At 39.9% G+C, this 19,543-nt stretch carries 22 protein-coding genes; 7 read left to right on the plus strand and 15 right to left on the minus strand.

Translation table 11 applies throughout. The features are described 5' to 3' along the window. The first annotated feature begins 215 nt into the window (after window positions 1–215). The gene (gene trxA, locus I8752_RS26725) at window positions 216–542 is read left to right on the plus strand and encodes a thioredoxin (protein WP_214435253.1); all 327 of its coding nucleotides are present in this window, start codon (window positions 216–218) and stop codon (window positions 540–542) included. A gap of 68 nt (window positions 543–610) precedes the next feature. On the opposite strand, the gene I8752_RS26730 is transcribed toward trxA, so the two are convergent. From I8752_RS26730 to I8752_RS26750, 5 genes are all read right to left on the minus strand, one after another. Further along, window positions 611–2,809, minus strand: coding sequence for a tetratricopeptide repeat protein (locus I8752_RS26730; RefSeq protein WP_214435254.1), 2,199 nt, complete (start codon window positions 2,807–2,809; stop codon window positions 611–613). A gap of 228 nt (window positions 2,810–3,037) precedes the next feature. Further along, the gene (locus I8752_RS26735; protein ID WP_214435255.1) at window positions 3,038–3,472 is read right to left on the minus strand and encodes a hypothetical protein; all 435 of its coding nucleotides are present in this window, start codon (window positions 3,470–3,472) and stop codon (window positions 3,038–3,040) included. Window positions 3,473–3,872: 400 nt separating this feature from the next. Continuing rightward, window positions 3,873–4,163, minus strand: coding sequence for an Asp-tRNA(Asn)/Glu-tRNA(Gln) amidotransferase subunit GatC (gene gatC / locus I8752_RS26740; protein WP_214435256.1), 291 nt, complete (start codon window positions 4,161–4,163; stop codon window positions 3,873–3,875). Between the two features lie 107 nt (window positions 4,164–4,270). Continuing rightward, a complete protein-coding gene (locus I8752_RS26745) occupies window positions 4,271–4,792 on the minus strand; it encodes a photosystem I assembly protein Ycf3 (protein ID WP_214435257.1) in 522 nt (173 codons plus the stop codon). A 124-nt stretch (window positions 4,793–4,916) separates the two neighbouring features. Next, window positions 4,917–5,594, minus strand: coding sequence for an SOS response-associated peptidase (locus tag I8752_RS26750; protein WP_214435258.1), 678 nt, complete (start codon window positions 5,592–5,594; stop codon window positions 4,917–4,919). Between the two features lie 204 nt (window positions 5,595–5,798). Between I8752_RS26750 and I8752_RS26755 the strand changes: the two genes are divergently transcribed. After that, a complete protein-coding gene (locus tag I8752_RS26755) occupies window positions 5,799–6,440 on the plus strand; it encodes a glutathione S-transferase family protein (protein WP_214435259.1) in 642 nt (213 codons plus the stop codon). A gap of 54 nt (window positions 6,441–6,494) precedes the next feature. Here I8752_RS26755 and I8752_RS26760 read toward each other — a convergent pair whose 3' ends face one another. From I8752_RS26760 to I8752_RS26775, 4 genes are all read right to left on the minus strand, one after another. Next, the gene (locus I8752_RS26760) at window positions 6,495–6,722 is read right to left on the minus strand and encodes a DUF167 domain-containing protein (protein ID WP_214435260.1); all 228 of its coding nucleotides are present in this window, start codon (window positions 6,720–6,722) and stop codon (window positions 6,495–6,497) included. Continuing rightward, window positions 6,706–7,116: a ribosomal maturation YjgA family protein gene (locus I8752_RS26765; RefSeq protein WP_214435261.1), complete on the minus strand. Its 411-nt coding sequence runs from the start codon at window positions 7,114–7,116 to the stop codon at window positions 6,706–6,708. The genes I8752_RS26760 and I8752_RS26765 overlap by 17 nt, the downstream gene beginning before the upstream one ends. Window positions 7,117–7,245: 129 nt before the next feature. Beyond that, a complete protein-coding gene (locus tag I8752_RS26770) occupies window positions 7,246–7,791 on the minus strand; it encodes a DUF2231 domain-containing protein (protein WP_214435262.1) in 546 nt (181 codons plus the stop codon). Window positions 7,792–7,887: 96 nt separating this feature from the next. Next, complete coding sequence (locus tag I8752_RS26775; RefSeq protein ID WP_214435263.1) at window positions 7,888–8,628, minus strand: LmeA family phospholipid-binding protein; 741 nt, start codon at window positions 8,626–8,628, stop codon at window positions 7,888–7,890. A gap of 257 nt (window positions 8,629–8,885) precedes the next feature. On the opposite strand from I8752_RS26775, the gene I8752_RS26780 reads away from it, so the two are divergent. Beyond that, entirely contained in the window at window positions 8,886–9,941 is a 1,056-nt protein-coding gene (locus I8752_RS26780) for a hemerythrin domain-containing protein (RefSeq protein WP_214435264.1), read from the plus strand. Between the two features lie 139 nt (window positions 9,942–10,080). On the opposite strand, the gene metK is transcribed toward I8752_RS26780, so the two are convergent. The 3 genes from metK to I8752_RS26795 all read right to left on the minus strand — a co-directional run bounded on the left by metK (window position 10,081) and on the right by I8752_RS26795 (window position 14,961). Next, window positions 10,081–11,265, minus strand: a complete 1,185-nt coding sequence (gene metK, locus I8752_RS26785) for a methionine adenosyltransferase (RefSeq protein WP_214435265.1) — start codon at window positions 11,263–11,265, stop codon at window positions 10,081–10,083. A gap of 111 nt (window positions 11,266–11,376) precedes the next feature. Continuing rightward, window positions 11,377–14,406 (minus strand): cation-translocating P-type ATPase, encoded by a 3,030-nt coding sequence (locus I8752_RS26790; protein WP_214435266.1) that lies wholly within the window; start codon window positions 14,404–14,406, stop codon window positions 11,377–11,379. 291 nt (window positions 14,407–14,697) lie between these two features. Further along, window positions 14,698–14,961: a hypothetical protein gene (locus tag I8752_RS26795; protein ID WP_214435267.1), complete on the minus strand. Its 264-nt coding sequence runs from the start codon at window positions 14,959–14,961 to the stop codon at window positions 14,698–14,700. Between the two features lie 57 nt (window positions 14,962–15,018). On the opposite strand from I8752_RS26795, the gene I8752_RS26800 reads away from it, so the two are divergent. From I8752_RS26800 to I8752_RS26815, 4 genes are all read left to right on the plus strand, one after another. After that, entirely contained in the window at window positions 15,019–15,459 is a 441-nt protein-coding gene (locus I8752_RS26800) for a pyridoxamine 5'-phosphate oxidase family protein (protein WP_214435268.1), read from the plus strand. Window positions 15,460–15,518: 59 nt separating this feature from the next. After that, the gene (locus I8752_RS26805; protein WP_214435269.1) at window positions 15,519–15,713 is read left to right on the plus strand and encodes a hypothetical protein; all 195 of its coding nucleotides are present in this window, start codon (window positions 15,519–15,521) and stop codon (window positions 15,711–15,713) included. A gap of 69 nt (window positions 15,714–15,782) precedes the next feature. Then, a complete protein-coding gene (locus I8752_RS26810) occupies window positions 15,783–15,986 on the plus strand; it encodes a ChaB family protein (RefSeq protein WP_214435270.1) in 204 nt (67 codons plus the stop codon). Window positions 15,987–16,681: 695 nt separating this feature from the next. Beyond that, window positions 16,682–17,215 (plus strand): hypothetical protein, encoded by a 534-nt coding sequence (locus I8752_RS26815; RefSeq protein ID WP_214435271.1) that lies wholly within the window; start codon window positions 16,682–16,684, stop codon window positions 17,213–17,215. A gap of 63 nt (window positions 17,216–17,278) precedes the next feature. On the opposite strand, the gene I8752_RS26820 is transcribed toward I8752_RS26815, so the two are convergent. From I8752_RS26820 to I8752_RS26830, 3 genes are all read right to left on the minus strand, one after another. Then, window positions 17,279–17,497: a hypothetical protein gene (locus I8752_RS26820; protein ID WP_214435272.1), complete on the minus strand. Its 219-nt coding sequence runs from the start codon at window positions 17,495–17,497 to the stop codon at window positions 17,279–17,281. Window positions 17,498–17,814: 317 nt separating this feature from the next. Continuing rightward, window positions 17,815–18,444, minus strand: a complete 630-nt coding sequence (locus I8752_RS26825) for an HPF/RaiA family ribosome-associated protein (RefSeq protein ID WP_214435273.1) — start codon at window positions 18,442–18,444, stop codon at window positions 17,815–17,817. Window positions 18,445–18,508: 64 nt separating this feature from the next. Continuing rightward, complete coding sequence (locus tag I8752_RS26830; protein ID WP_214435274.1) at window positions 18,509–19,174, minus strand: phosphoribosyltransferase; 666 nt, start codon at window positions 19,172–19,174, stop codon at window positions 18,509–18,511. Between the last annotated feature and the right edge of the window lie 369 nt (window positions 19,175–19,543).

Raw genomic sequence — 19,543 nt, forward strand, 5'->3', positions numbered from 1 at the left:
ACTTTAGTGATGTTAATTCAGTAACTTCAAATCAGGTGGGGTCACAATCCTCATCTGATTTATTTTGAGATTTTTATGTATCTGCATCTTTGGATATTTGACTTTAAAAAGGATTTTTCACTATAGCAATCGGTAAATTCAATGCTCAAAAGGGAGTATAGTTTATATAGTTAGTTTTTTACGAAAAGTTTCGTTTTACACTGGAAAATTAAATAATGTCTACTGATACAGTTGCTTACGTTGAAGAAAGTGGATTTGATGCTCTCTTAAGCAAAGAGAAAGTTGTTGTTGTTGATTTTACTGCTAGTTGGTGTGGCCCCTGTCGCCTTGTAAGTCCGCTGATGGATCGACTCGCTGAAGAATTTCAAGATAGTGTTAAGGTTGTTAAGATAGACATTGATAACAATAAACCAGTTTTTAAAAGATTTGGTCTTCGTAGTATTCCAGCAGTTTTATTTTTCAAAGATGGAAACTTAGTAGAAAGTATCATAGGAGTTTCTGCTTACGAGCAGTTCAGTGGTGCTGTTCAAAAGCTGCTTTAAGTTTTTTCAGAGTAGTAGTAAATATTTAGCTTTACTCATGGAAATAATGCCCCATAAGTAAAGCATTTTTAATTTTTAATTAAGCTCAATTGACTAATACGGCTGAGTGTTTTTTGGTAAAGGTCTTGCTTGCCTTGTTGCTGATAAAGCTCTGCCGCTTTTTGCAAATCTGCAACTGCACCTTGTTTATCTTCGAGACGAAAGCGGGCATTTCCCCGATTGTAGTAGGCATCAGCACGACTGGGTTCAAGACGAATAGCTTGCGTATAATCTGCGATCGCTTCTTTATCGTTTCCTAAAGCGCCTTGAGCAACACCTCTGTTGTAGTAAGGAAGACCATAATTAGGATTAATTGTAATGGCTTGAGTATAATCTGCGATCGCTTCTAGTTTATTTCCGAGGGCATTGCCTCGGTTGATGTAAGCATTTGTATAGTTAGGATTAATCTGTATTGCTTTTGTATAATCCTCAATTGCATCTTGCTTGTTGCCTTGGTCTTGGCGGGCAACACCCCGATTATAGTAAGCAGCATCATTATTGGGATTAATCCGAATAACTTCTGTATAATCCTCAATTGCTCCTGATGGATTACCTAATTCATAGCGAATAAAACCCCGCTTGAAGTAGGCATCAGTATAATTAGAATTGAGTCGAATAACTTCTGTATAGTCTTTAATAGCGTCTTGTTTATTACCTAACTCAGAGCGAATAATCCCGCGTTTGTAGTAAGCATCAGTATAGCTAGGATTAATCTTAATCGCTTCTGTGTAATCATCAATTGCCTTTTGTTTGTTGCCTACATCTGAATTGGCTTTACCTCGGTTGTAGTAAGCAGAGGCGCGATCGCTATTGGGAATGCTTACCCGATTCAGCGTTAACTTGAACTCACCGCCAGTAGCGCGGGTAATATCCAACGTGACTGGAGTACCGACTTTACCACTACGAATCAATTTCACAGCATCACTAACAGTTTGACCTTTGGTAGATTTACCATCGATTGCGAGAATGCGATCGCCTGCTTTCAACCCTCCCTCAAAGGCAGAAGTTTTTTCGTAGACGCTAGTAACTGTAAGTAACTTGGTTTCTTCGCTAATTTGCCATTGAACACCAATACCAGCAACATCTTGTTCTAAATTGGTGAGTGCTCGATCGTAATCGTCAATGGCTTTTTGCGATTCTTTAAGTTGAGAATGGGCATTACCTCTATTTAAATAGGCTTCGCCATTGTTGGGGTCGATCTCAATAGCTTTATCAAAAGCAGCGATTGCTCCTTTCCAATCTTCTTTTTCAACTTTTTCTAATCCTTGGTTAAAAAAGTTATCAGCCTGATTGGGATGTAGTCCGAAATATCTAACTCCTCCAAATGCACCTAATCCTAGTACCAGAAAAGCACTAATGAGTACTAATTTCTTATTATTAGGCGGTGGCGGAGGTGGTGGTTCTGGAGGAAATTGTAAGTTTTTTAAGTCACGGAGTACTTCGTCTGTGGATTGATAGCGATCGCTAAAGTGCGATCGCACCATCTTATCTATGATTGTCGTTAACTGAGGACTAACCTTTGCATATTCGTGCCAAACAATTTCACCCGTTTGGGGATCTTCTTGTAATTGACTGGGATGTAAACCAGTCAAGGCTTCTATTGCTACTATGCCTAAAGAATAAATATCGCTACAAAAACGCGGTCTACCTCCAGCTTGTTCGTTGGGCATATAACCCGGCGTACCAATCACCCGCGAAAAAGTCGTCTGCCCTTGTGAATTTACATATTGCGTGTGAACTTGCTTGACAGCTCCAAAATCAATTAAAACTATTTTTCTATCTTTGTACCGCCGCATTAAATTACTGGGTTTAATGTCACGGTGAATTACCTGACACTGGTGTACATAACTCAAGACATTTAACACGTCTGAAATAATACCAATTACCTCAGCTTCTGGTCTAGACTGAGCGGGTGTCATTTCTTGATTGAGAGAATCACCATCAACCAATTCCTGAACTAAATAAAATTCTTCATTCTCCTCAAAGTAGTCCAGAATATCGGGAATTTGGTCGTGTTGTCCCAATTTTGCTAAGGTTCTGGCCTCAGAATCAAAAAATAGCTTTGCCTCTCGCAATGTGTATGGATCTTTGCTAGTTGGTTGCAAACGCTTGACGACACACTGCCTCTCCATTCTTCTAATGTCTTCAGCAAGGTATGTTTCGCCAAACCCACCTTTACCCAATTGTTGAATAATTCTGTAGCGCTTGTCTAGAATTGTGCCTAGCATTTTGTCTACTCAGTGCAACAGCGCTGAATCTCCTGTCAAAATTGGACATTGCAAGAGTTAGTTGTATTGTATTGTATATTATTTGCAGTAAATTTTTAACTTTGTGTAGAAATTTATACGTAAATAGTAAAGATATTGTGTTGCTGCATCTCACCAAAAAAAGGAAGAAGAAAAGGAATTAAATAAAGTTCTCTTGTTTCCTGTTTTCTTAACCTTATTATCTTATTTCTACAACCACTGACCACCTCGGAAACGCCAACGTAGGAAAATAACTCGCATCAGACTTTGTGACGCAATAAAAACTGCTAGCCAAACAACACTGTAGTGGAATAAAAAAGCTCCTAGCGGCAGTTCCTCTTTAGGCAAAGGTATGGGTAAGAAGCCAAAAAGTTTTATTCCGCAGAAAATAAACACTAATTCCCAAATTCCAGCTAACAGTTGATAAGCTGCGGGCCAATCTCTGTCCCAACGAAATTTTTGTATGTAGTTATAAAGGACATCCCAACCCAGCCCAAAAATGGCAACATAGCCAAGTATCCAAAAATAGACAGAGTTAGCACCAGGGCCAATCAAGCCGATCGCAAAGGGCAAGGATACTAATACACCCACAGTAGCAAATAGTAGTAATCGAGTTTGCCAGCGACCAAGTAAAGTTGGTGTCATAAGTTAAAAAAATGTAATTGAGTATGATTAATAAATTTAGTAGATGATTTATCCAAATTTAATTTGGAACATTTTAACAAAGTTGAGTACTGAACAAGAATCATGAAAATGCAAACTCAAAATGCCTCTCCAGGGGTTGCAGAGGCATTTACAGTGAGGAAAATAATTAATCTAAAAAGTCAGTCTAATGTTTCTCAAATTCTGCGTTGCATATTTCAATGTGCTTTAGCAGTACAAATTAATTAAAAGCTAAATGCGATCGCGGTTAGATTGCGCTTCTGGGGCTTCCCACAAGGTAGCAACCGCCGATCTCAAGAGCGCTCTTCGACGCAGAAGCGTCACCCGTAAGGGTCAGTTGTCAGTTATTAGTTGTGTTTTGCTATTAACCACTGACCACTGACTATTCAGCATTGAGGATTTTTGGCACTTTGAAAAATTCGCCTTCTTGTTCGGGGGCGCTGTTAAGAATCGCTTCGCGGTCGGGATACGGTTGCAATTCATCTTCTCGCGTCACATTGCTAACATCAATTGCTCTTGTTGTTGGAGGTACATCGCTGACATCCAGTTCGCTCAACTGTTGAACGTAATCTAAAATACTTCCCAGTTGAGTAGTGAATTGCTCCTCTTCTTCTGGTGTTAATTCTAAACGGGCCAGAAGGGCTACTTTACGAACTTGTTCGCGGTCAATCATGATTTTGTCAGTAGTCAGTAGTTAGTTGTCGTAGAGACGTACAGACGCGATTAATCGCGTCTGTACAAGAGTTAGCGCTTAATTAAAAACCGATCGCTGACCATTGACTAAAAGAATACGTCAACTTGCGATCGCCCAGTGGTCTTTAACCAGTTTTGGGCTTCAATATAGTTATTGGGAGCCATGCGAATTGCTCTAATCCAATAATCTGCTGCTTGGTCAAACAGCGCTTCTCCACCATCCATATCTCCAGCTTCTTTAGCTCTTTCGCCTTGATAGTGGTAAATTACGGCGATATTGTTCAAGGCCTGAGGTAGACGTGGATTCAACTCAATTGCCTGATGATACAATTCCAAAGCTTTGCTGTGGTCGCCATTGCTGGCGTAGATTAGCCCCATATTGTAGAGAATATAACCTCGATCGCTGGGGTCTTCTTCTAGTGTGAGGGCTTCTTCGTAATATTCTAATGCTTCGGCGTACTCTCCTTCTGCCTGGGCTGACATTCCATCTCGATAATAAACAAATGCTTCTTTGGCTTTTCTGTTAGCTGGCAGTATCTTCAAGATGATATCCGCCATCACTGTAAAGGATTTGTCAATGAAGTTATCGTTCTTTTGTGTTCTTGGCATATTTGCCTCTACTTTAGGGCTGGGAATTGGGTGTGGGGAAAACTCTCTTTAGTCCATAGTACACAGTCTTATAGTCCCTATTGCCTATTCCCTACTTCTTAGTCCCTAATCCCAGTCCCCAATTTTAACCCTCACTAAGGGGGATGATACATTCTGGACTATTATGTTGAGATTTATTTACTAAGGTACTAACTGGATAAGCGGTCATAGCTTGGGCATCATAGGGAGACAATAGTTGCTGTAAAGTTTCAGCTGTTTGCCCTTGGGTATCCAACCACAAATTGTAGTCTTGCGGCGCAATGATTACGGGCATACGATCGTGGATTGGTTGCAGTAATTCGTTAGCTGCCGTTGTCAAAATTGTACAAGAGACTATTTCCTCTGCTTGCGGCGATCGCCATGTTTCCCACAATCCCGCAAAACCGAAAGGTTGTCCATCTGCAAGACGAAAATAAAATGGCTGTTTCTTACCCTGCTGTCGTTGCCATTCATAGAAACCATCAGCGAGTACTAGACAGCGTCGGTGCTTAAAAGCTGAACGAAAGGCAGGTTTTTCGGCTACAGTTTCTGCCCTAGCATTGATTAGCTTGACTCCAATTCCTGGATCTTTTGCCCATGAAGGAATTAATCCCCAGCGTAAATATTGAAATTCACGCTCGTCGCTTTGCGGGTCATGTAGCACTGTTCCCACCAATTGCGTAGGTGCAATGTTATATTGAGCCGCCAAATCTGGTACTGCCTGCACCTCAAAAACTTGGGCTAATGCTGCTGCTGACTGGTTTAAAGTAAATCTTCCACACATAATTTTATTCGGAACTACTGAATACAATCAACGCTTTAATACTAGGAATAAATAATACTTTATTTTTATTTTTTAAATAATTAATAATGTTTTAGATCCAGATACAAAAAATATTAAAAATATCCTGTTTCGCAATAATCATTTTGTAAGATATTGTATTTTAGACCTTCATATCCCAACACATTCAACCTTATATTTTTGTGCATGGAAACGCTAAAACTGTACGATTTTTTACCTTCTGGCAATGGTTATAAGATACGGCTTTTATTGACACAAATGGGTATGCCTTTTGAAAGAGTAGAGATTAACATTTTAAAAGGAGAGAGTCGAACACCGGAATTTTTAAGTAAAAATCCCAACGGTAAGATACCAGTTTTGGAAATTGAGCCGGGGAAATATTTGTCAGAGTCAAATGCCATATTGGTGTATTTGAGTGAATACACAGAATTCTTGCCACACGATCGCTTTTTAAGAGCGCAAGTATTGCAATGGTTATTTTTTGAACAATACAGTCATGAACCTTATATTGCTACCTCAAGATTTTGGATTTATATTTTGGGTAAAGCTGAGGAATATCATGTAGCCATAGAGCAAAAACGCGAACAGGGTTACGCAGCATTAACAGTAATGGAAAACCATTTAAGCGATCGCACATTTTTTGTGGGCGAACGTTACACTATCGCTGATATTGCCTTATTTGCTTATACTCATGTCGCTGATGAAGGCGGGTTTGATTTGACGAAATTTCCAGCTATTCAAGCTTGGTTAGAACGAGTCAAATCTCAATCTAGGTATATAAGCATTACCAAAGAAACATCGATGAATTACTATTACAACTTGGGATAGTGGAGTGCTAAGTAATAATAGACTCTAGCAGCCAGCTTCTAGTTCCCTGTTTCGTTAAATCTCTGTATCAATTTCAATCAGCTTTTGCCTTGAGGATAAACCTGATTTAATTCTGATATACGATTTCGGCACATCAAATTTTTCAGCTAGTATTTTAAGTAATTCTTCATTAGCTTTACCGTTTACTGGTGGAGATTTCAAATGTACGGTGAGGCTGCCATCAATTTGTTCTTCAATCTTTTGAAGTTTTGAATTAGGTTTAACCTTAACTTTTTTTTGCATAACCTATTCTCTGTAACTGTCGCAGCCACAACCAACCTAAAATACAGCCAAATACATAATGAGGAAAATCCCACCAACTAAAGGTAGAACCAAGCAACCATTTACCTATTAATGTAGCGCGTATCTCTTCTAACAGCGGTGGATGCCAAAGTTGCAAAACCTCCAATATACAGGTAACGAGCAAAACCCATATTGGAATTTGCTTCACGGCTGTTCGACTCCTAAAAAACCAAAATGCGAACAGACACCAAAATATTTCGTAAAATACAGCCGCTCCGTAATTATTAAACCATTGATGGGCAGGCCCAGTGTAGTACTTAAAGGAAAAGCCCATCACTACCACAATTAGCAGAGACAGGATAATAAATATATCTTGATTGCGGTTTTTGAGCATATTCTCAAGGCTAAAGACTAAGCAAAATTTTAGCCTTGAAAAAGAGAGTAGAGAGTGAGGGAGATGAGGGAGAATAACTTGCGACTTGCGACTTGCGACTTCTGCCTTCTGCCTTCTGCCTTCTGCCTTCTATGGATATCTTTTACTACCAGAGCCTACCACACCTATTTTATGGCGATAGGATAGTTCTGCCCCAAACCAGCCAGAAGCGCTAGTTAGCGTACCAACAACGAGTGAGAGTAATAACCCCCAAGGTAGTATACGTGCTTCTGCATCGCCCAACCGTAGAAGAAAGTTAACGAGTGTCAACACTAATATAGAAATGTTAAGAATTAGATGCGCCCAGCCAGCACTGCGCTTGCGGACTCGTTCAATTTTCACAAAGTCACTCAAGCCGATCGCAGCTGCTAATAAACCTCCACCTAATCCCAGTCCGATTAACCATAGCGAAGCCCTAGCCCAGAAGAAGTCATCAGTTAACCAATAGCCGAAGTCGCTTCCTAAGGCGGCGGCTAAAAAGGCTATGGGAAAAATCACACTCAGAGGGTGTAGGGGATGTCCGGCGATCGCCACTGTGCTGGGTACGCCTGGATCGCCGTATTCTCTATCGTCGCTTTCAATTAATGGCGGAATATTGGGATAAGGTGTGGAAGTTGTTTGTTCTGTAGTTTCCATGATTAGTATCCTATTTTTAAGTAGAAAAAATTTACTCAACCTCAGCTTTAGTTTACAGCGTTAGTTTGCCTGCTTCTACGAGTAGTATCCTACTTTTTAAGTAGAGGGAATTTGCTCGACGTAAGCTTCAGCTTGCAGCGTTAGTTTGCCTACTTCTACAATTAGTTGCTTCAGACGCAGGCTCATTCCTTTTAAATCAAAGTTACTCAAATTCAAAATTTGGCTAGTTTGTTCTATCAAGGCTTTTGTCAATTCGGGCGATATTTCTTCACGTTCGCTATAATCAACATTTTCTAAAGCCACACTTTGACCATTATCACTAACACGGGGAATTGCAGAAAATGCAACTTGCTTGCTTTCACTAGTTTCTGCTAATAATATCTCAGCATTTAATGCTATTTTATCTTCACCAGGTAGAGATAACTCTATATGTTGAGGTGTGATTTTCGTTGGTTTTCCATTGACATTTATTTTTTGACTTTGGAGTTGAGAGCTAACATATTCAGAGTTAAAAGCACGATTAATATCAGCTTCGGTTAAAACTACCCGTGCATTACCAGTAGTAGGTTTTGTGAGTTCGATTTTGCCAAAAGCGACGCTCAGAGGATTGATAGCAACACTATCAATTTCCATTTGCATTTCCTCCATTCGGAGGTCTTTTTGCATTACCAAACCTTCGCCTTCAATCGTGACTGAATCCACTTGTCCTTGCACAACTTTGAGTGGATCGGTTTTGACATTTACATCTAATTTTTCTACTTCATCTAACTGGCTAGATAAACCTATTTCTGCGGCTTTATTTAGGGCTTGCTCTCCCATTCCAGGATTTTCTAGCATTCTCACCGAATCTCCACTTTTAAGTATCCTTGAGCCAATTTAGAGAAATAAAATCAAAAATATATCTATCTGGCGATGGAGTAAATTTTCAAATTTTATCTGTCAAAAAGAATAGTTATAAAAGCTTGGAAAAAAACTTTGACTTTCTGTCTTTAGTAGTGAAGTAATCGCTCAAAAGAAGGAGGTAGAATCCAGAAAAACTATGTCAATCTAAAACAAGTACTGATTAAGAACACTTTTTTGAGGAGAACTAAAAAATGGTTTCCAGTTTAGACGATACAAAACGCAAAGCTATTGCCACAAAATTAGCAGATATAAAATTAATCCAACAATTGCTTATTGAAAATGAGCAACTATTTTTGAGAGAATCCAGCGATAGCGAAATATCCGATCGCTTCCGCAAGATACTCGAAGACGACCAAAAAAATCTAGGCATTTTAGAAACCGTAATTGTTCAATATGGCAACCCAGGACAACCGAAAGATACAGTTCAACAAATGGTTGACAAGGTTCGCCAACTAATGCAAGGTTCTGAATTAACTTTCTTTGAAAAAGTATTTCAGCACGAATTGTTGAAGCATCAACAAGTGATGAGCGGCTTATTAGTTCACAAGGCTGCACAAAAAGTTGGTGCTGATGTAATGGCAGCAATTGGACCTTTGAATACCATTAACTTTGAAAATCGCGCTCACCAAGAGCAGCTCAAAGGTGTTGTAGAAGTTTTGGGCGTTCGAGAACTGACAGGACAAGATGCAGATCAAGGTATTTGGGCACGAGTTCAAGATGCGATCGCCGCATTTAGCGGTGTGGTCGGTAGTGCTGTGACTCAAGGCACTGACAAACAAGATATGAATATCCAAGATGTTATCCGCTTGGATCATAACAAAGTAAATGTCTTGTTTGCTGAAATCGCGAAAAGCAACGACCCCCAAAAACTCCAAGAGTATTTTGGTCAACTCTACAAAGATTTGACTGCCCATGCCGAAGCGGAAGAAGAAGTAGTTTATCCGAGAGCGCGTGCTTTCTACGGTCAAGATGACACTCAAGAACTGTACGACGAGCAAGCCGAAATGAAACGGCTGTTGGATGAAATTAAGGCTATTGACCCCTCTTCATCTCAGTTCAAAGATAGAATCAAAAATCTTGCAACCATTGTGATGGATCACGTTCGTCAAGAAGAAAGCACATTGTTTGCTGCTATTCGTAATAACTTGAGCAGCGACCAAAGCGAGCAATGGGCGACTGAATTCAAAGCAGCTAAGAGCAAAATTCAACAAAGATTAGCTAAGGAAACCCAAGGTTCTGCGAGATAGATTTAGACCTAGTCGAAAAATAGCTAATTTTTGTGGGCGATCGCTAAGTCAAAAAAAAGGCGATCGCCCATTCTATAAAATTGTACAGACGCGTAGACGCTCGTAAGAGCGGCTTCTCGTAAGAGTATAATCGCGTCTTTCAAAAAACACTAATTTTATCTATTTGTTCCCAAGGAAGCTCCATATCTACTCTACCCATATGACCGTAGGCAGCTAATTTTCTGTAGAATCCACCTTTAGCCAATGAAGGTAAATTTCTTAAATTAAATTGTTTAACGATGCCAGCAAGGCGGAAATCAAAATGCTTTTCTAGAAGAGTTGTAATTTCTTCATCAGAAATTTTGCCTGTGCCAAAAGTTTCTACTTGGATGCTGACAGGTCTAGCAAGCCCTATAGAATAACTTAATTGTACTTCGCATTCATCAGCAAGTTTGGCTGCAACCACATTTTTGGCTGCATAACGAGCAGCATAAGCCCCTACTCTATCTATCCTAATTGGGTCTTTACCACTCAAAGCAGAACCACTATGTTTGGAGTATTCACCATAAGTATCTATGGCATTTTTTCTGCCTGTTAACCCAGAATGAGCAGCAGGCCCTCCTTTAATAAACGGCCCATCAGGATTAATAAATATTCTTGTATGTTCGTCTGGTTTGATATCTTCATCTTCAAAGACAGGATGAATTACAGCTTCTCTAATATCATCCTGTAATTGCTGTAGATCGGGTTTTGCAGGTTTATTTTGACTGGCAATTACTGTAATACTATGAATTCTATCAGGTTGGCGATTTTTATATTCGACTCCTACTTGAGTTTTGCCATCAGGTGTTAGATAGGTAAGGATTTTTTCGCGTCTTACCTCGCTAATTTGTTTTGCTAGTTTGTGCGCTAACCAAATTGGTAACGGCATGAGAGTATATGTTTGATTACAAGCGAAGCCAAAGACCGTTGCTTGATTGTTAACAGTAATTTGCTCTATTTCTGCGTCTGATAAACTTGTTTCATTAAACAAATGGTATCGGTCGGCAGGTAATTCTCTCAAGCTAGTCAAAATGCTACAGGTCTTACTATTAAATTCTTTTTGCTCGTAACCAACTCGCTCGATGACCTGTCTTGCGACATTAGTAAAATCGACATTAGCGTTAGGTTCAAACCTGGCAGCGATAAAAACGATTCCTGTAGATACAGCACATTCTGTAATTACCCTTGAGTATGGGTCTTGCTGCAAAAAACGATCCACGATCGCATCACTGATCTGATCGCAAAGTTTATCAGGATGCCCCTCTGTGACTGATTCAGATGTAAACATGAAATCTTTTTTCATAAGTCAGGAAAGGAGTGGGGAGTTTGAATTGAGGATTGGGGATTAGGTATTGGGTATTAGCAAGCAGTCATGACTATCTCTGTTCCCAGTCCCCAGTCGCCGATCCCCAGTTTATTTAGTACTTTCATTTACAAGTAAAGGCAGTAAAGCACTACCTCCAATAACAGCGCCATCCACAAAACTAATTGGTGCAATTTTCAAAAGACTCCTCAATTGAGGAACTGCTATAGCTAGAATTTGTATGCCAAAAGAACCAATAATAGCAGCATTGAAGTAAGGATTATTTGGTAGTTTTTCTTGACTGAATATGCTGTGTTTTTCGGAACGGCAACTAAAAGTATGGAGTAGTTGTCCCGATGTCAAACTCATAAAAGCAATAGTGCTTGCTTGGGGGCCAATACCATATCTAGACATAGCGTAGCCATAAGCTGCTAAACAGCTAACAGATATTGTTGCTGACTCAAAAGTAATTCTGCCAAAGTCAGAATTTTTGATAATTGGTTCGTGAGGATTGCGGGGTGGCTGACTTAATATGTCAGGTTCTGGGGCTTCCATAGCCAGAGACAAACCGGGGAAAATGTCTGTCACCAAATTCAACCACAAAAGTTGGATGGCATTTAATGGTTCGCCCAAACCAAGTGCGGTGGCGGTAGTCATCACCATGATTTCACTCATGTTTGTAGCTAGCAGAAAATGTACTGATTTCCTGATGTTGTTATAGATTGTCCTTCCCCGACTGACGGCAATCATCATGGTTTCAAGTCTGTCATCTTCTAGGACAATATCTGCAACCTCCCGCGCCACATCGGTTCCCCCTTTGCCCATTGCCACACCAACTTGGGCAGCTTTCAGGGCTGGTGCATCGTTAATACCATCGCCAGTCATAGCCACAACTTTTCCCGCTGCTTGCAAAGCTTGGACGATTTGTAGTTTATTGCTAGGACTGATGCGGGCAAAAACGTCTACTTTATCGCTGAGTGCTGCCAATGTTTCTGGCGTGAGATTGTTGAGGTCGGTAGAATCGAGAATTTCTAATTGCAGGTCTCGGCTTAAATCTAATTCTTTAGCGATCGCATATGCTGTGGGACTTTGATCGCCGGTAATCATTACTGTATCGATGCCGGCTTGATGAAAGTCACCGATCAATTGTTTCGCACCTTTTCTAATGGGGTCTGCCATCCCAATAAGACCCAACCAAATTAAGTCATCTTCAATGACGGGAGGACGCGAAGATGAGGACTGAGAAAACCGATCCGCATCGCCTTTGATTGCTGTCTCACCGCGTCCCCGCGTCCCCCTGTCTTCGCATTCATCAAGATAACTGTAAGCCACAGCCAGTACTCGTAGGGCTTTACTTGCGAGGCGATCGTTTTCAATCTCGATCGCCCGTCTGTCTTCTTCTGTTAAAGGCATGACTTGCCCATTTTTCATCCAGCTACGGCATATCTGAATAACTTCGGCGGGGTTGCCTTTGACTGCAACAAGCTTGTGGCGATCGCAAGTTTCATGAATTGTACTCATGATGTTACGATTTTCCGATCGCAGGTTGGTTTGCACTAAGAGGTACTTTTGCCGGAGTTCTATAACGTCCACACCAGCACTAATTGCTATGTAGATCAAGGCATTTTCTGTTGCCGAACCTGTAACTACATACTCACCATCACTTTGTTTGATGACTTCGCTTTCATTGCAAAGAACTACAACATGAATTAGCTTTAATAGTTCGTCACTGGTATAGAGGTTGATATTCTCTTTATCTGCAATAAATTCGCCGTTTGAGACTCTAATGTGTCGGGTGTCGGTCAATATCTCGACCACAGACATTTTATTTTCTGTAATTGTCCCGGTTTTATCTAAGCAAATCGTCTGTACCGAACCCAAAGCTTCCACTGCACTAAGACTGCGGACGAGGACTTTATTTTTCCGCATATTTCGGATGCCTAAAGCCAGAGTTGTAGTAGCGATTGTGGGTAGCCCTTCTGGAACCGCAGCCACCGCTAAAGATATGGATGATTTCAGCATTTGCACTAAACCATATCCCCGCAGTAATCCCAAACCAAAGACAAGACCGCAAATTCCCATACCAATTAAAACTAGTTGGCCGCCGACTTCATCTAGCTGTTTTTCTAAAGGAGTTTCTGTGGTTTTTGCTTCGCCTACTAGTTGTTGAATTTTGCCCATTTCGGTGAATTTGCCTGTGGCTACCACCACAGCTAATCCTTGACCGCCAGTGACTAAAGTTCCTTTATAAGTCATGTTCAAGCGATCGCCTAACGGCACATCTTGAGTAGTCAATGATGCAGTATTCTTAGTAACGGGGATACTCTCACCAGTTAAGGCAGACTCATCCACACTCAGGTTATCAGCCTCGATTAATCGGGCATCTGCTGGTACATAGCTACCGGGCTTGAGAATTAAAATATCTCCCAAGACCACATTTTCTGTTGGGATTTCTGTCTGTTGACTTTCTCTAATGACCCAAGTTGATGTTTGTTCCTGGTTTTTAAGAGACTGAATGATTCTTTCTGATTGGCTTTCTGTAAAATAACCAATTGCTGCATTCAGACCAACAACACCCATAATCACCACAGCATCGACTACTCCCCCTGTGAAAACAGAAATTGCCGCCGCAACCCCCAGTAAAGCAACTGGTAAAGATTTGAATTGGTCAATTAAAATGCTCAAATCGGAACGTGTTTCTATTTGGGATAGAATATTCAGACCATATTCATGTAGATTGACTCTGGCAGATTCATCGGATAATCCCGATTTGGAAGTATTAAATGCATCTATAACCTTAGCTGCTGCCATTAAATGCCAGTTTTCTCGATTTTGCTCTTTAGCATTGACAACAGATTGTCTACTTTTTTGGAAATCTGTTAATTTTTCTATCTGAGTAAACTCAGGATTTTTTTGAAAGTTTAATACAGCTTTCTCAATTAAAAACTTAATTTTATTACTATTTATTTGGTGAAAAAGAACTAGAATATTGCTAGTTAACGGATTTGCCGAAACGTAGGTGATTTCTGGGTTATTGGCAAGCGATCGCTCCAAGTAGCTTTTCAATGATGGCGAGCGGTAAAGTTCTTTTACTTTATATCTTGCCCTCCCTTTTACACTACTATGTATTGTTTGAATCACAATCAATCTGGCTCCTAAAATGCACTTATTGCTGATGTATGTTTTACGCTTGATTATCTATATTGTCTAAAAAAGTATTATTTAAATAATGCTATGTAACAATAATTAAATCTATTCCCTACTAACATCAGTCTCAAGTTACAGAGTTAGTTTAAATTGGTTTAATAAAGCTTATTAATTATTCCTCAAGCAATCAATTGAAAGATGATATTTTTAGAGGATGTTTTAAAAGTGTCGTATAGCGCCTCAAATTCTGACATTACCCCCTTTAGAAAGGGTGGCTTTAAGAGACTATTTTTCCCCTGTTTCTAAGGAGGGGTTAGGGAGGGTATTAGATACTTCTGAGAACAAATATAGCTTTTCAACCAGCTTCTTAGAGTTTTTATTTATATAAAATAAGTATAAATACATAAAAAAATCTCTTCGATCGATATCGCGTTCAAAAAATATCTCTATAGGTATACCTACAAAAACTAACTTCAGCAGAATTCCATCTCTAGGTTCAGGTAATTGAAGAGAAAAAACGCTAACAGTATAAAAGAGTTTAAAAGCCACAGAAATTGGCTGCAATCAAAAAGTCACGTTCTAAAAAACATTGAGAAATACAAATATATGACAACTTCTACAGACCGCGACCAGCAAATTCAGAAGCTACGCGAACTAATAGCAGACATTGACAGCGGCATGTTGACCACAGTAGATGATAATGGCAGCTTGCATAGTTGCCCTATGTCAACGAATGGCCAGATTACTTCTGATGGTGTACTCTGGTTTTTCATTTATGGCAGTTCTCATAAGGCGACTGAGATCGAACACAATCAGCAGGTCAATGTGAGCTTTGTGTCACCCGATAGACAGCGATATATTTCCGTATCAGGTACAGCCCAACTAGTGAAAGACCGCAATAAAATGCAAGAACAATGGAAGCCGCAACTGCAAACTTGGTTTCCCAAAGGACTAGACGAACCCGATATTGCTTTGCTGAAGGTAACTATGGATAAAGCTGATTATTGGGATGGGCAATCAAGCTTTAAACCACAAACAATAAGTTGATACCACTTCTATTAAATCCGGCATTAAGAAATGTAAGCATTTTTAGGTATAAAAATTCAATGGTAGGTAAAAATGACGAAACTGACCAAAAGCATCTACCTTTAGATATAAAACGACGGCAGTTTTTACAGGATTGGGCTTTATTGGTGCAGGGGCAGGAACGTTTTGAACTATTCAAATCCTCCAAACAATTTGATGCAGACGAAGGTAGAATCCAGCATGGCTTTCCACCTCAAAGCCAAATGGCAACTTAAGAAATAGGGAGTAGGGAGAGAAGCTTATGCTCTAGCTCCCAATTCTCAATTCCTAAAGGAATACAATTTATGCCTTATAAACAGATAAATGACTTACCAGATTCAGTAAAAAACAACTTACCCAAACACGCCCAAGAAATTTTTCAAGCTGCATTTAACAATGCTGAAGAAGAATATGGTGAAGAAGAGCGTGCCTTTCGTGTTGCCTGGAGTGCAGTGAAACGCGATTACGAAAAGGGTGATGATGGGCATTGGCACAAAAAACGAGAATAGCTCGATGATGGGCTTTGTACAGATTTCAAGAGTAGCCGTGCTACTAATGTGTAAAATCGCTACTAAATACCAAATTTGCCAAGAAGATTACGCATCTGCTTTCAGATAGAAATACTTTATCGTGCTTGTATTGAGTAACACAATTGAGATTTTCCTCAACATCAGATAAACATTCATAACATTTGCTAGAATTTGTCTGAGATGTCATTGGCACAAAGACTTTCCAGGTGAAACCTGAATGCGAATCTGCACTACCAAAAAGATTTTTACCATCAAAGATAAATTCTCTCTTAAGTTAGAAGTTTACTGAAGTATTAACAGTTATTTTGCTTACTAGCAGTAGTAGTAAACGAACTATCCTGGGAGCTCTCAAATACCAAGGTAATAGTCTTAAGTATTTAGACTTGTTAGCTTGAAGTATCAGAGCTTCCCAGTTTATTTAATTCTGCTAGAAGGAACACCAAAAATAACGAAAGTCTTTAGCAGCTGAAGTCCCTGGAATTAGTAAGCAGTTTAATGATGCATAGATGTTGTTAGCGGCTTGTTGCAGAAATCGCCTCAACTGACCTCATCTAAAAATTATTAAAGTTTGCTTGACTAATTTTAACTATAAATAGCCAAAAGGTAATTGACAAAAGTTACTTTAATACTTCATAGTACAACGCAAGACGTGACATTTCTTCATACTTCATTTTATGAATTATCTTATTGCAGTATTACCAGACCGAACACAAGTAGAAGCTGCCTATTCAGATTTGGAAAAAGCAGGTTTACCAACAGCACAAATCACTATTTTAGGTCAAGGTTATAAAAGTGCTGACGAATTTGGATTTCTCGATCCCAATAAACAAGCTCGCAAACAGACAAATCGACTTTTATATTTCCTCTTACCCTTTGGATTTATTGCAGGTTATGCCTTCAACTACCTGACAAAAATTGAAATTTTTCCAGAGACTACCCGATTTGGCAATGAAATTCTTGCTGGGATATTAGGAGCTATATCTGGTGCATTAGGTGCTGGATTAGTAGGTCGATTTGTTGGCTCAACAGTTGGCAGTGGCGATGCTTTACCCTATCGTAACCGTCTTGATGCTGGCAAATATTTGATTGTGGTAAATGGTGATGATAAATTAACCCGCGAAGCTACTCGCATACTTCGTCAATTTGAACCAGAGAATATTCAAGGCTATACAGATTATTCGCAAAACAGCAAGCTTTTAGATAACTAAAGACGGTTAAGTTAGCGTGCAATTTTCTTAGCGTAAGAAATTATCAATATTTTTGATTGGCACTTATTTTTTGTGGTTTAGTTCTGGCTCACCTTGAGGATGGGCGTTTTCAATATGCTCAATCAAGCTTTCAGCCATCTCAACAGCCGCGAGAATTAATTGTTGTTCCATCTGTCCATAACCTCCCTCATCACTCAGCTGGGGATAAATATGGGGGTTAGATAGCATAGCTGCTAGTAACTGCGATGCAGTTTGTTTCAATTCATAAACTGGTAAGTTCATATTGATTGAGATAAATAGTATTGTTTGGGAAACAAAGTAAAGTATTAAAAACCTTTAAGAGGATGTTTGAAAAGTATATATTGATGTATCAAATACTTTCAGATCCCCCTAAATCCACCTTTTTAAGGGGGACTTTGATTTTAGTTTCCCACCTTTTTAAGGGGGGTTAGGGGGGATCAATAAGTGCTTATAATCATAGCCAAACACTTTTAAAACAACCTCTAAAATGACTCTTTTTCAAAGGGCATTGGTTACAAAGAGGAGGAGTTTGCCATCTTTACCCTCCGAAACGACAACTCTCTCATGACGTATTAGTATTACTCTTTCCAATCCAATGGTGGTTCTATTAAGGTTTGCTCTGACTTGCCAACACGGACACCTGGCTTATCAATAATCTTAATGGTACTGGCTTGAGGGCCTTCTTCCCCTTGTCCGAGAAAGAAATGAACACCCGTACCAACTTCTAAACGTTCAAAGTCATCATGTAGGACGCTATTGGAGTGAAAGTAGATTTCCTGACCATCTAAGGTTTTTAAGAAGCCATAACCCCGATCTCGAAAGAGCTTAGTAACAAGTGCTGTTGTTTCTCGATCTATTTCACGGCTTACAGATTTATCGCTTTCATGTTGACGCTGGGTGAGTTTCACTAGCTGCTGACGAGCGGCGTTAAAGGCATCTCGAATTACTGCATTTAGTGGTTCGTACTGGGTGTCTTCCGTGGGGTTACTTTCACCTACAAGTTCGTGACCGGGGGGTACTGTGATATCAATTCGTACCCGATAAGGCGAACCACTACGGGGGCGATCGTTTATTTTTTCAATTGCAATGTGGCAGCTACTAATATAACTACAAACTTGCTCTAACTTGGCAATTTTTTCATTAACTAAAGTATCAATTGCATCTGTTTTTTCTACATTTCGATAGGTAATTTCTGGTGGTACTTTCATTGCTTTTAAAATCCAAATAGACAATCAAAAAAGCCAAATTCGAGATTCCTAAACGTTCATAGCATTACGTACTGAGAAATAGCGATCGCTGGTTTTCTGTAGCTATTGCCAAAAGTTCGCGGACTTCTTCATCCATGGTTTGCGGAAAGTTTTGATACCAGCGACCAACACTATAAAAAGGGCTAGGGGTGGCAGAGCAAACAATTTTGTCTACCTTACCTATTAAATCTTGGTAGGTTTCAGGAGCGGCGACTGGCACAGCAACTACAATCCGAGCCGGCCGCTGTTGTCGCAATGCTAATATCGCAGCCCATATAGTCGCACCCGTTGCTAAACCATCGTCTACCAAGATGACAGTGCGTGCCTGCAAATCCGGGAAGGGGCGATCGCCTCGATAAAGCTGTTCCCGCCGCTCTAGCTCCTCTCGTTCTTGCACCGTAATTTTGTCTATTACTCCATCAGAGATATTAAATTGCTTGACAATATCTTGATTGAGTACCCGCACACCACCAGATGCGATCGCTCCCATTGCTAGTTCTTGGTTATCAGGTACGCCTAATTTGCGAACCACAAGCACATCTAAGGCAACATTTAATGCTTTGGCCACTTCAAAAGCGACAGGTACACCGCCCCTAGGTAGCGCCAACACCAGCACATCTGAGCAGTTAGCATAATCTGCTAAAGATTCAGCTAAAAACTGACCTGCTGCTGTTCGGTCTTGAAATAGCATGATGTCACGCTCCTAATATTTGTCTGAGAATGGCTTCTTAAGTATTTACACGCATCCGCCCTTTACTTCCTGCCTCAAACTAGTCAATGAGTTCTTGTTACTGTGTTTTAGCTTATGAACCAATCATAGAAAGCTAAACATGATGTGCCCTCTGACTAACGAGGCGACATCTTCTATTCAGCAATCTACCTAATGGATGAGTTAACCAGTACTTGGAAGTCAAAACTAATGCCTTTATATGGCAATTGGATATGATTATTAAAATTGAAATATCCAGATTTTGTACTAAAAAATCTTTGGAAATTTTTATTTAGTAAGAATTAGATAATTTACCCCCCCTTCGGGGCGGGAGTGGGGAGTGGGGAGTGG

It is taken from the genome of Dendronalium phyllosphericum CENA369 (genome assembly GCF_016056275.1).
Taxonomy (GTDB): Bacteria; Cyanobacteriota; Cyanobacteriia; order Cyanobacteriales; family Nostocaceae; genus Dendronalium; species Dendronalium phyllosphericum.